6 protein-coding genes, 2 tRNA genes and 3 rRNA genes are annotated in these 13,056 nt (G+C 58.6%); 8 read left to right on the top strand and 3 right to left on the bottom strand.

The annotated features are described in order from the left end of the window. Window positions 1-48: 48 nt before the first annotated feature. Window positions 49-1,497, bottom strand: coding sequence for a GDYXXLXY domain-containing protein (locus NHH73_29795; GenBank protein ID USX26688.1), 1,449 nt, complete (start codon window positions 1,495-1,497; stop codon window positions 49-51). Window positions 1,498-1,598: 101 nt separating this feature from the next. Next, window positions 1,599-2,588, bottom strand: a complete 990-nt coding sequence (locus tag NHH73_29790; GenBank protein ID USX26687.1) for a DUF2157 domain-containing protein — start codon at window positions 2,586-2,588, stop codon at window positions 1,599-1,601. A 478-nt stretch (window positions 2,589-3,066) separates the two neighbouring features. Here NHH73_29790 and NHH73_29785 point away from each other — a divergent pair. From NHH73_29785 to NHH73_29750, 8 genes are all read left to right on the top strand, one after another. Continuing rightward, window positions 3,067-4,595, top strand: a 16S ribosomal RNA gene (locus NHH73_29785). Between the two features lie 80 nt (window positions 4,596-4,675). Further along, window positions 4,676-4,752 (top strand) — tRNA-Ile (locus NHH73_29780). A 12-nt stretch (window positions 4,753-4,764) separates the two neighbouring features. Then, window positions 4,765-4,840: transfer RNA gene (locus NHH73_29775), tRNA-Ala, on the top strand. Window positions 4,841-5,071: 231 nt separating this feature from the next. Next, window positions 5,072-7,944: ribosomal RNA gene (locus NHH73_29770) — 23S ribosomal RNA — on the top strand. Between the two features lie 142 nt (window positions 7,945-8,086). Beyond that, window positions 8,087-8,199, top strand: a 5S ribosomal RNA gene (gene rrf / locus NHH73_29765). The 16S, 23S and 5S rRNA genes sit together here with 2 tRNA genes alongside, the layout of an rRNA operon. A 99-nt stretch (window positions 8,200-8,298) precedes the next feature. Continuing rightward, window positions 8,299-8,796: a sigma-70 family RNA polymerase sigma factor gene (locus NHH73_29760; protein ID USX26686.1), complete on the top strand. Its 498-nt coding sequence runs from the start codon at window positions 8,299-8,301 to the stop codon at window positions 8,794-8,796. Further along, on the top strand, window positions 8,780-9,784 hold the full coding sequence (locus tag NHH73_29755) for a FecR domain-containing protein (protein USX26685.1): 1,005 nt from the start codon (window positions 8,780-8,782) through the stop codon (window positions 9,782-9,784). Before NHH73_29760 ends, NHH73_29755 begins: the two co-directional genes overlap by 17 nt. Window positions 9,785-9,989: 205 nt before the next feature. Continuing rightward, complete coding sequence (locus tag NHH73_29750) at window positions 9,990-12,371, top strand: TonB-dependent siderophore receptor (GenBank protein USX26684.1); 2,382 nt, start codon at window positions 9,990-9,992, stop codon at window positions 12,369-12,371. Window positions 12,372-12,424: 53 nt separating this feature from the next. Here the strand turns inward: NHH73_29750 and NHH73_29745 are convergent, their stop codons facing one another. Beyond that, window positions 12,425-12,949 carry an acyloxyacyl hydrolase gene (locus tag NHH73_29745; protein USX26683.1) on the bottom strand — a complete coding sequence of 175 codons (525 nt, stop codon included), beginning with the start codon at window positions 12,947-12,949 and terminating at the stop codon, window positions 12,425-12,427. Between the last annotated feature and the right edge of the window lie 107 nt (window positions 12,950-13,056).

Genomic DNA, 13,056 nt, shown 5'->3' with positions numbered 1-13,056 from the left:
CCCACCGAGCGCGCAACGCTGGTGGGGCTTTTTTCATTGTGGCCGGCGTTACAGCTTTTCCAGCGCAGGGCCACGCAGATTGACCAGCAGCGCCCGCCCCGTGTCATCAACCCGGAATTCCCCGTACTTCGCTTTTGACCAGCGCTGCGCTTCGCCCTCCTTGAAATACCAGGCATTGGTGGCGGGGCGCAGGCCGCTTCCCGTCTGCACCAGCTCGACGAGGATTTCGTCCTGCGCCAGCGTCTTGTTACTGGCCAAACCCTGCATCACCGCCACGCCCCGGCCGTCGACTTTTGCGATAACCATGGCGCGCCGTAATGTCGCGATGTCTTCCCTGTCCAGGGCCGGCATCTGGAAATTGAGCGCCATATAGTCGCCCTGCATCAGCGAACGCGGATCGACGGGCGCCAGTTCGATAAATACAGGCCTGCCGCTGCTGATTAGCGCTTCCTTTTGCCAGATTGCGCCATTGGAGACCACCAAGGTCAACAACAGCGACGCGGCGATGCCCGCGCGCTGCGCCGCCGTGATGGCAGGGGACGGCATGGGCGCCGACGTGGCGGGGGCGTCGCGCGCGCCTGCGTTCCAGCTCAACCATGCGATCACGCCAAACGCCCCGCCCATGGCGGCCAGAATGGCGGCTTTGGTGGCCAAGGAAACGTCCAGCTGGTAGTAGAAGGTGCCGACAATCCACGACGCCGCAATCGCGCTGGCAACCGCCAGGCGCCAGCGGCCGCTGCCAACGCAAGCCGACAGTGCCAGCAGGGCCGCGCCCAGACCGGGTATCAGCCAGGACATCAACGCCAGCATCGCGGCCGCCGCCGTGTAGCGCGCAGCGCGCAGCGCGGGCCAGCAGCGGCCGAGCCAAGCGGCGCCGGCGATTGCCAACAGAGCTGAGACCACCTTGGCCAGCGTATCTCGCTGCCCAACCACTTCGCTGGCGTCCTGCAAATGCCCCAGCGTAGCAGGGGAAAGGAATGTCGCTCCGGAATCGTAAACCAATGCCGCCAGGGCTAGCAGGATCCAGCCGTTGGACATGGCTTCGAGTAATATTATCTTGCGCGCACTCTGGCCCGACGGCGCGCGGGTGTCGGCGACGTACGTAACGATGAGCCACAGCACCAGCGCAATCAATGTGCCGCCCAAGAGGACGAAGACTGTGGCGGCGAGCGCGCCCAGAAGCACGCGCAACCAGTGCTGCGGAACCAGCCACGCCGTACCGACGATGACCAGGAGCAGCAACGCTTCGGCCGCTACATAGGGCAGGTCGCGGAACAAGCCGTACACGAGCAGGGCGCCGCCGACCAGCAGAACCGGCAAACCCAATTGCTCGACAAACGGCGATACGGTACGGGATCGTAAGACGTGAACGGCGCTATACAAGAAGACGCCACCAAATACGTAGCAGAGCACGCCTCGGTCCAGGGCGTCGCCGAAGATCATGAACAAAACGCCCAGCAACGGCACGGCCGCCAGCCATGCGCCAAGCGCCGTCATGAGTATCACTGGCCATGGCCGTGCGGTTTCCTTTGGGGCCGTGTCGGGAGGCAGGATGCCTCGGGCGGTCGCGGCTTGTATCAACGCATGTAAGCGCGTGCTCATAAGATGTGCTCCCCGGTCTGCACGCGCGCCAGGTGGACGATCAGTTTGACGGTACCGGCCAGCATGCCGGCGGAGACGCATCCAATCAGCAGCAACGAGCCGATCGCATCGCCAGGTGCCCAGACCAGCAGTTGTATCAAGCCACACACGGCCAGTACGTTGGCGCCGAGGCCGAGCGCGCTGAGCACAAAAATATCAAACAACCTGTGCCTGCTGAAGACAAAGGCGAGGGTCGCGACGATAAGCAGCGAGATTGGATAGAAGCCACTGCCTGCGACGTAAAACAGGCTGCGCACGGACATTGCCACCAGGCCGATGATCGCGTAAATCATGCTTAAACGCACGGGCCAGGGGCCAGTCCCGGTCCCTTCTCCGACGCCGACCCAGGCGCGCGGTGCGAACCTGAACAAGAGGGCCAGCATCAAGGCCGGTACCCATGAGCCCAGGCTGCTTTGGAGGGATATCCCGGAGCTCCACCACCAGCCGTTGGTCTGCGCCTGGAAAAACAGCTGGACCGCCGTCAGGGCTACGATCACCCATGATACCCACAGCACGTCGTGCCGCACGCCCAGGCACAGGGGCAGGGTGAGCGCCGCCCATAGAGCGAAGAGTTGCCAAGGATCGGCGCCGGTTTGGTAGGTTTGGCCAAAGTAGGCGAACAGGCCACCGCAAGCGATAAAGCCCAGCAAGGAGAGCGGTACCCTCGCCACGGAGAAGCGCCAGGCGCCAACCAGTGTAGAGACCACGATCGCCTCGATCAAGATGAAGCGGAAAGTGCGCGGCAGCGCGTCCCAGTTGGCGGCTACCCAGAATACGATCCCGAGTCCAACCAGCACTGCGGCCAGCAGGGCCAAGACGAATGGCAAGTAGCGCAGCAGCGATGGCGGCGGCGCGTCCAGTGCGGCAAGTTGCCTGAGCTGCCGGCCGGCGTCAGGCGACAGGTTGTGCTTGTCGGCCAGGGCGAGTATCGCGACGCGGAGATTCATGGGAACTCCATAAATTTATGATGCGCCAAGATTACTCTTTTTTTAACTTGAGTGATATTGCCGTGCGTCGCAGGGCAAAGTAACAAATAGACCTTGTCAGTACAGCGCCGCTTTGCTATAGTTCGCCTCCTCGCAAAACGGTGCACACAAAACAAGGTGTTGCAGAGTGAAGCGGGGCAAAAAAGAGGGTTGACGAAATGAGCGAAACGCTTCATACTCTTCCTTCTTCGCTGGCAAACAAAACGATTTGTCAAGCGTGCAAGCAGTACCAAACAAAGTTCTTTAAAAATTAACAGTCGATAAGTGTGGACGTTTGATGAAAGTGCACGCGGGACTTCGGTTCCGCGATACTTAAAATATCAAATGTTCACAAGAAGTAATGAAATAGGCGCTATGAAAATAGTGGCCTGTCAGTATTTTGAGTGAGCGACCTCTTAGCAATAAGAGAGCCGGTAAAACGGCAAAAGTAACAGAGATTAAACTGAAGAGTTTGATCCTGGCTCAGATTGAACGCTGGCGGCATGCCTTACACATGCAAGTCGAACGGCAGCGCGGGGCAACCTGGCGGCGAGTGGCGAACGGGTGAGTAATATATCGGAACGTACCCTGGAGTGGGGGATAACGTAGCGAAAGTTACGCTAATACCGCATACGATCTAAGGATGAAAGTGGGGGATCGCAAGACCTCATGCTCCTGGAGCGGCCGATATCTGATTAGCTAGTTGGTAGGGTAAAAGCCTACCAAGGCATCGATCAGTAGCTGGTCTGAGAGGACGACCAGCCACACTGGAACTGAGACACGGTCCAGACTCCTACGGGAGGCAGCAGTGGGGAATTTTGGACAATGGGCGCAAGCCTGATCCAGCAATGCCGCGTGAGTGAAGAAGGCCTTCGGGTTGTAAAGCTCTTTTGTCAGGGAAGAAACGGGTCTTTCTAATACAGAGATCTAATGACGGTACCTGAAGAATAAGCACCGGCTAACTACGTGCCAGCAGCCGCGGTAATACGTAGGGTGCAAGCGTTAATCGGAATTACTGGGCGTAAAGCGTGCGCAGGCGGTTTTGTAAGTCTGTTGTGAAATCCCCGGGCTCAACCTGGGAATGGCAATGGAGACTGCAAGGCTAGAGTTTGGCAGAGGGGGGTAGAATTCCACGTGTAGCAGTGAAATGCGTAGATATGTGGAGGAACACCGATGGCGAAGGCAGCCCCCTGGGTCAAAACTGACGCTCATGCACGAAAGCGTGGGGAGCAAACAGGATTAGATACCCTGGTAGTCCACGCCCTAAACGATGTCTACTAGTTGTCGGGTCTTAATTGACTTGGTAACGCAGCTAACGCGTGAAGTAGACCGCCTGGGGAGTACGGTCGCAAGATTAAAACTCAAAGGAATTGACGGGGACCCGCACAAGCGGTGGATGATGTGGATTAATTCGATGCAACGCGAAAAACCTTACCTACCCTTGACATGGATGGAATCCCGGAGAGATTTGGGAGTGCTCGAAAGAGAACCATCACACAGGTGCTGCATGGCTGTCGTCAGCTCGTGTCGTGAGATGTTGGGTTAAGTCCCGCAACGAGCGCAACCCTTGTCATTAGTTGCTACGAAAGGGCACTCTAATGAGACTGCCGGTGACAAACCGGAGGAAGGTGGGGATGACGTCAAGTCCTCATGGCCCTTATGGGTAGGGCTTCACACGTCATACAATGGTACATACAGAGCGCCGCCAACCCGCGAGGGGGAGCTAATCGCAGAAAGTGTATCGTAGTCCGGATTGTAGTCTGCAACTCGACTGCATGAAGTTGGAATCGCTAGTAATCGCGGATCAGCATGTCGCGGTGAATACGTTCCCGGGTCTTGTACACACCGCCCGTCACACCATGGGAGCGGGTTTTACCAGAAGTAGGTAGCTTAACCGCAAGGAGGGCGCTTACCACGGTAGGATTCGTGACTGGGGTGAAGTCGTAACAAGGTAGCCGTATCGGAAGGTGCGGCTGGATCACCTCCTTTCTAGAGTGGCACGAACCCGTTAAACGGTTCACTCATCAAGCGTTCACACTTATCGACTGTCAATATAAAGAACAGCATTTGGGGCTGTAGCTCAGCTGGTTAGAGCACCGTGTTGATAACGCGGGGGTCGTTGGTTCGAGTCCAACCAGCCCTACCAGTCTTACCCAATGGGGGATTAGCTCAGCTGGGAGAGCACCTGCTTTGCAAGCAGGGGGTCGTCGGTTCGATCCCGTCATCCTCCACCAAAAGTTCAAACGTAAGTCAGCCAGTTTGGTTGCGATTTAGGTTTGATCTTTTAGAGATCAAGTGCTGTACGTTCTTTAACAATCTGGAAGAAGTAAGTAAATTTTTATTGATCGCATCACCGACAGGTGGCGCGATGGGTAATGATTGTATGTATCAACAAACGCAACAACGTAGTACTTCTTATTTCTATAACCGCTCCTTTGTTTAGTCGCAAGGGGCTAACGTTATAGGGACAAGTGAATAAGTGCACATGGTGGATGCCTTGGCGATTACAGGCGATGAAGGACGTAGTAGCTTGCGATAAGCTGCGGGGAGCTAGCAAACAAGCTTTGATCCGCAGATTTCCGAATGGGGAAACCCGGCCTTTTAGGTCATTGCATACTGAATACATAGGTATGCAAAGCGAACGCGGCGAACTGAAACATCTAAGTAGCTGCAGGAAAATAAATCAACCGAGATTCCCAAAGTAGTGGCGAGCGAAATGGGAAGAGCCTGCACGTTTTAGCATGACGCATAACAGAATCCTCTGGAAATAGGAGCCATAGCGGGTGATAGCCCCGTATGTGAAATGCGATGTGTGGAACTAAGCGTGCGACAAGTAGGGCGGGACACGAGAAATCCTGTCTGAATATGGGGGGACCATCCTCCAAGGCTAAATACTCGTAATCGACCGATAGTGAACCAGTACCGTGAGGGAAAGGCGAAAAGAACCCCGGGAGGGGAGTGAAATAGATCCTGAAACCGTGTGCATACAAACAGTAGGAGCGGACTTGTTCCGTGACTGCGTACCTTTTGTATAATGGGTCAGCGACTTACATTCAGTGGCAAGGTTAACCATATAGGGAAGCCGTAGAGAAATCGAGTCCGAACAGGGCGATAGTCGCTGGGTGTAGACCCGAAACCAAGTGATCTACTCATGGCCAGGATGAAGGTGCGGTAACACGCACTGGAGGTCCGAACCCACTAATGTTGAAAAATTAGGGGATGAGCTGTGGGTAGGGGTGAAAGGCTAAACAAACTTGGAAATAGCTGGTTCTCTCCGAAAACTATTTAGGTAGTGCCTCAAGTATCACCATCGGGGGTAGAGCACTGTTATGGCTAGGGGGTCATCGCGACTTACCAAACCATTGCAAACTCCGAATACCGATGAGTGCGAGCTTGGGAGACAGACGTCGGGTGCTAACGTCCGGCGTCAAGAGGGAAACAACCCAGACCGCCAGCTAAGGTCCCAAAGATTGGCTAAGTGGAAAACGAAGTGGGAAGGCTAAAACAGTCAGGATGTTGGCTTAGAAGCAGCCATCATTTAAAGAAAGCGTAATAGCTCACTGATCGAGTCGTCCTGCGCGGAAGATGTAACGGGGCTAAGCCAGTCACCGAAGCTGCGGATATGCGTAAGCATATGGTAGGAGAGCGTTCTGTAAGCCTGCGAAGGTGTCTTGTAAAGGATGCTGGAGGTATCAGAAGTGCGAATGCTGACATGAGTAGCGATAATGGGGGTGAAAAGCCCCCACGCCGTAAGCCCAAGGTTTCCTGTTCAACGTTCATCGGAGCAGGGTGAGTCGGCCCCTAAGGCGAGGCAGAGATGCGTAGCTGATGGGAAGCAGGTTAATATTCCTGCACCGTCGTATGATGCGATGGGGGGACGGATCGCGGAAGGTTGTCCAACTGTTGGAATAGTTGGTTGCTGCTTCATAGAAGGCGCTTAGGCAAATCCGGGCGCGTAATTCAAGGGAGCGGGACGAGAGACTTCGGTCTCGAAGCAATCGGAAGTGGTTCCAAGAAAAGCCTCTAAGCTTCAGTCATACGAGACCGTACCGCAAACCGACACAGGTGGGCGAGATGAGTATTCTAAGGCGCTTGAGAGAACTCGGGAGAAGGAACTCGGCAAATTGGTACCGTAACTTCGGGAAAAGGTACGCCCTTGTAGCTTGGCTGATTTACTTCAGTAGGGTGAACGGGTTGCAATAAACTGGTGGCTGCGACTGTTTAATAAAAACACAGCACTCTGCAAACACGAAAGTGGACGTATAGGGTGTGACGCCTGCCCGGTGCTGGAAGATTAAATGATGGGGTGCAAGCTCTTGATTGAAGTCCCAGTAAACGGCGGCCGTAACTATAACGGTCCTAAGGTAGCGAAATTCCTTGTCGGGTAAGTTCCGACCTGCACGAATGGCGTAACGATGGCCACACTGTCTCCTCCCGAGACTCAGCGAAGTTGAAGTGTTTGTGATGATGCAATCTACCCGCGGCTAGACGGAAAGACCCCATGAACCTTTACTGTAGCTTTGCATTGGACTTTGAATCAATCTGTGTAGGATAGGTGGGAGGCTTTGAAGCGGTGACGCCAGTCATCGTGGAGCCAACCTTGAAATACCACCCTGGTTCATTTGAGGTTCTAACCTTGGCCCGTTATCCGGGTCGGGGACAGTGCATGGTAGGCAGTTTGACTGGGGCGGTCTCCTCCTAAAGTGTAACGGAGGAGTTCGAAGGTACGCTAGGTACGGTCGGACATCGTGCTAATAGTGCAATGGCATAAGCGTGCTTAACTGCGAGACTGACAAGTCGAGCAGGTACGAAAGTAGGACATAGTGATCCGGTGGTTCTGTATGGAAGGGCCATCGCTCAACGGATAAAAGGTACTCTGGGGATAACAGGCTGATTCCTCCCAAGAGTTCATATCGACGGGGGAGTTTGGCACCTCGATGTCGGCTCATCACATCCTGGGGCTGTAGCCGGTCCCAAGGGTATGGCTGTTCGCCATTTAAAGTGGTACGTGAGCTGGGTTTAAAACGTCGTGAGACAGTTTGGTCCCTATCTGCCGTGGGCGTTGGAAATTTGAAGGGGGCTGCTCCTAGTACGAGAGGACCGGAGTGGACAGACCTCTGGTGTACCGGTTGTCACGCCAGTGGCATTGCCGGGTAGCTAAGTCTGGAAGAGATAACCGCTGAAAGCATCTAAGCGGGAAACTTGCCTTAAGATGAGATTTCCCAGAGCCTTGAGCTCTTTGAAGGGTCGTTCGAGACCAGGACGTTGATAGGTCAGGTGTGGAAGTGCAGTAATGCATTAAGCTAACTGATACTAATTGCCCGTACGGCTTGTCCCTATAACCTTAGCAGGTTGTGGTGAATGAGAAGTGCGTTGAGGCGTTCGTTGATACAACTTCATTACCCAGTATTGAGATACTGATTACTTACTACTTCCAGATTCAGGGCGACGCAATGCGCGCAGCCCAGTACAAGTCAATGCCTGATGACCATAGCAAGTTGGTCCCACCCCTTCCCATCCCGAACAGGACCGTGAAACAACTCTGCGCCGATGATAGTGCTGCAACCAGTGTGAAAGTAGGTTATCGTCAGGCTAGTTATATGAAAAAGCCCCTTCCAGTGATCTGGTCGGGGTTTTTTTTCGTCTATACGGTGTAGAATGCGAATGGTTCTCATTTCCAGGCTCTCCGTCCATGTTACTTCAGCAGAACGATACGCTCTACACAGACCATCATGGATGGCTCAAGGACTGGCTGCGCCGTAAGCTGGGGGACTCCCATACCGCCGCCGACTTGGCGCACGACACTTTCATGCGGCTGCTGAGCCGAGACCAAGTTGGGGTTCTCAATGAGCCGCGGGCATTTCTGACCACGGTGGCAAAGCGGGTACTGGCCAATCACTGGCGCCGGCAGCAGTTGGAGCAGGCTTATCTGGAGGCGTTGGCGATGGTGCCAGAGGCCTGCGCGCCATCCGAGGAGGACCGTGCGATCCTGCTTGAAACGCTGCATGAAATCGACCGCATGCTCGATGGCTTGCCGGCGCCCGTGCGGCGCGCGTTTCTGCTCACCCAGCTCGATGGTTTGAACCACGCCGATGTAGCCCGGGCCATGGGCATCTCCATCACCACCGTGAAACGCTATCTGGTACGCGCCGCGCGGCAATGCTATTTCGCCGATGTCTTCGGTAGCTGAGCGGCCGCTGCCGCCCGAGGTGGCTCTGCGCGCGGTCGAGTGGCTGGTCGACCTGCAAGCGGAGAACATTTCTGCCGAATCCCTGGAGGCCTTGCGGCGCTGGCGCGCCGCCCATCCCGACCACGAACGGGCTTGGCAGCGCATCGAGTCGGTCAATGGCAAGTTCCAGCTGGCGGCGTCGGTGCAACGCGAGGTGGCCCATGCGGCCCTGACACCGCCGTCGTCGGCAAGGCGCCGCAAAGCGCTGGCCTCGCTGACGGTGCTCTTGTTCGCCGGCGGCGTCACCTGGACCGTGCGCGACCGAACCCGCTGGGCCGAGTGGACCGCCGACCAGCGCACCGCGACAGGCGAACGCCGAACCATCACGCTGGCCGACGGCGGCACGCTGGCGCTCAATTCCGGCAGTGCCGTCAATATCGCTTATACCGCCAGCGAGCGGCGCGTGCGCCTCATCGCCGGCGAGATTCTGGTCAGCACCGCCAAGGACGCCGGCGGCCGCCCCTTCCTGATTGAGACGGACCACGGCATAGCGCGGGCCTTGGGCACGCGCTATGCGGTCCGTCTACTGGAATCGTCGACCGATGTCGCCGTGTACGCCGGTGCGGTACGCGTCGAACCGCGCGCGCCGGGAGCGCCGTCGCGGCTGCTCGGTGCCGGCGCTCGAGCGCGGTTCACCTTTAATGCAGTCGGCGCGCATTCCGTCGCCAATCCCGATAGCATCGCCTGGACCGACGGCTTCATCGTTGCCAAGTCGATGCGACTGGGCGATTTCCTGTCGGAGCTAAGCCGGTATAGCGCGCTGTCGATGTCCTGCGCGCCGGAGGTCGCCCACTTGCGCGTCTCCGGCTCGTATCCGCTGGCCGACATCGACCGCGTGCTCGAGACCCTCGCCGCGTTGCTGTCGTTACGGATCGAAACGGTCACGCGCTTCTGGGGCTTACAAACCGTAGGCGTCAGGTTTGATCGTGTAGGGCGGATTAGCGGGTGAGGCCCGCCAATCCGCCCCGGGGGCCCACCGAATGAGGCGGCCTACCTGCCGGTAGGCCTTAAGAGCGAAGCGTAATCCGCCGTGCAAGCCGCCGGTGGCCAACGACGATGATGGACACGCTCGGTGCCCAAGTGGTCCGTTTTCCATTTTCGCGGGACAGACAAGATGAGAGCACTCATCTTTAATCGTCAGCGAAGGATTTGCAATGAATCGTCATCGTCCGCAAGGCCGGCCCCATCAGGTATCCATCATCGTCAACACCGGCCTGGTCGCGCTGGCCGCCTGTGTGGTGGCCGCGCCCGCCACGGCGCAACAGCGCGCCTACAACATTCCGCCCTCCACGCTGGAGGACGCCTTAAGCAGCTTCGGCCGCGAGGCCGGCATCCTGCTGTCGTTCAGCCCCGATAGCACAGCCAGGCTGCGCAGCGCCGGTCTGCAGGGCAACCACACCATCGAGCAGGGGCTCGAGGCGCTGCTGGCCGGCACCGGCCTGCGGGCGACGCGCCAGCCCAACGGCAGCTATCTGTTGTCGAAGGCGCCGGCGCGGCCGCTGCCGGCCACCGCCACGCTGCCTGCCGTGACCGTCACAGGTGAACTGGAGCGGGAAACGGCCGCCGGCCCGGTCAACGGCTACGTCGCCACCCGTAGCGCCACCGGCACCAAGACCAACACGGCGCTGCGCGAGATTCCGCAGTCGATCTCGGTGATCGGCCGCGCCGAGATGGAGGCGCGCGGCGCGCTTGACATCATGGACGTGGTCGCGCAGACGCCGGGTATCGCGGTGGCCGCCTACGGCCCCGACAACCGTGGCTGGGAATACATTTCGCTGCGCGGCTTTCCCGGCAACTCCAGCAGCTACCGCGATGGCCTGCCGCAGACGCAATTCGGCGTTGTCTACCGCATGACCGAGCCGTGGGGACTGGAGCGGGTCGAAGTGCTGCGCGGACCGGCCTCGGTGCTGTTCGGCCAGGGCGACGCGGGCGGCGTCATCAACCGGGTCAGCAAGACACCCGGCGCCGATCCCAGGCGCGAGATCGAGGTGCAATATGGCAGCTTCAACCGCAAGCAGGTCGCGGTCGATGTGGGCGGCGCGGTCGGCGACGACGGCGCGCTGGCCTACCGGGTGCTGGGCCTCGCGCTCGACAGCGACGACCAGGACCGCTATCCCGATGGCGACCGCATCAACCGTAGCCGCGCCTACCTGGCGCCGTCGCTGCGCTGGCAGGCCGACGCGTCCACCTCGCTGACGCTGCTGACCGAGTTCATCAAGGACAAATCCGACGAAGACCCGTATTACGTCAATTTCCCCGCGGCCGGCGGCATCCGCCACATCAAGTACGGCGACCCTTCGTTCAGCCGCTTCAAACAGGACCAGTACTCGGTCGGGTACCAACTCGAGCACGCTTTCAACGACAGCTGGTCGCTGCGCCAGAACGCCCGCCACAGCGACATCGCGATCGAACGCAACGCCTTGTGGGGCGACGCGCTGGAGGCCGACGGCCACACGCTGTCGCGCAGCACGCGCTCGTGGGACGACCGGCTCAAGCAGACATCGCTTGATTCCCAGTTACATGGCGCGCTGCGCGCGGGCGGCGCCGAGCACGCCGTGCTGTTCGGCCTGGACTGGAATCATACCGACGGCAGCGCGTACCGCTTTCGCGGCGCCGCGCCCGGGTTGGACCTGCTCAATCCGCTCTATGGCATGGCGATCCCCGCGCCGCGCACGCCGACCGCCGACTTCACGCAGAAAATGGACCAGGTCGGCCTCTATGCGCAGGACCAGATCCGCTTCGGCGGGCGCTGGGTCGCCACCGTCGGCGGCCGCCAGGACCACGTCGCCAGCGTGACGGCCAACCGCCTCAACGCCAGCCGCGCCACGCAGAGCGACGACGCCTTCAGCGGCCGGGCCGGCCTGAGCTATCTGATCGGGCAGGGATGGGCGCCCTATGTCAGCTACGCCAACTCGTTCCTGCCGGTCGGCGGCGCCGACGCCAGCAACAATCCGTTCAAGCCCAGCCGTGGCAAGCAGGTCGAGGCGGGCGTGAAGTACCAGCCGGACGGCGGCGCCAGCCTGTTCACGGTGGCGCTGTTCGATTTGCGCAAGACCAATGTCGTCACCTACGACAATATCACCGGCGACGCCCGCCAGATCGGCAAGCAGCGCTCGCGCGGACTGGAAGTGGAGGCCAAGGCGGCGTTGACCCGTCAACTGAGCGCCACCGCATCGTTCACCGCGCTGCACTTGAAAGTGCTTGAGAGCGCCGACGCCACCGAGGTCGGCAAGGTTCCGGCCACCGTCCCCGAGCGCACCGCCTCGGTGTGGCTGGACTACGCGCTGGGCGGCGGCTTCGGAGTCGGGGGAGGGCTCAACTATGTCGGCGAGCGGCCGAACGACGAGGTCAACAGCAATAACGAAAGCGCCTTCACGCTATTGAACGCCTCGCTGCGCTACGACACGGGACCGTGGCGTTTCGCGCTCACCGCCAGCAATGCGCTGGACAGGAAATACAACACGATCTGCTACCACGGCGAATGCTACATGGGGCGCGAGCTTACCGTCGTGGCATCCGCCAGGTACCACTGGTAACAAAAAAGCCCATGTGGGCATCGCGCACATGGGCCTTTTTGGCTGGAGCCGGCTTAGAAGTGGTAAGCGGCTTTGACTTCGAGGAAGTTCGCGCCGCCGTTCGGACTCTTGATGCTGCCGTTGGAGAAGTGCTGCAACTTGAGGGCGACTTCCCAATTGTTCTGCATGACATAGCCGATGCCGATGTGGTCGCCGAACTGGAAGGCGGTCGACAATTCCTTGCCGTCGTTCCTATACAGGCTCGACAACAGGTGGACACCGACGCCGGCCTCGTAGTAAATCCCCTTCTTGTTGTCATTCTGGAAGCGGAAAACCGGGGTAAAGCCGACGTCCCACAGGCTTTTTTCCTGGCCCGGCACGTTGCGGTATTGGTTCTGGCGCCAGTAGCCGGCGCTACCTTCCCAGTAGCCGCTCAGGTGCGTGCCGTTCGACTGGAACCACCTGACGTCCCAATCCTTGGCCGCGCTCAGTCGAACCATACGTTGCTTCGACGCCGTGCCGTAGTCCACCGACACCGAGTCGACCAGTTGTTGGGCCATCGCGGCCTGGCTCATCAACAGCGCAACCGCTGCTGCCATCATTGTTTTCGCGAACATAGTATCCTTGTATTGAGTGCTGTATTCATGTGTATACGGCTGCCAAGATTGTACCGGTGTTCCGAAATTTCTTCCGGCGCACCGTTGTT

The sequence above is a fragment of the Oxalobacteraceae bacterium OTU3CINTB1 genome (assembly GCA_024123955.1).
GTDB lineage: Bacteria > Pseudomonadota > Gammaproteobacteria > Burkholderiales > Burkholderiaceae_D > Rugamonas.
Note: the sequence above shows the minus strand (reverse complement) of the source record. Positions and strands in the feature narration are given on the sequence as shown.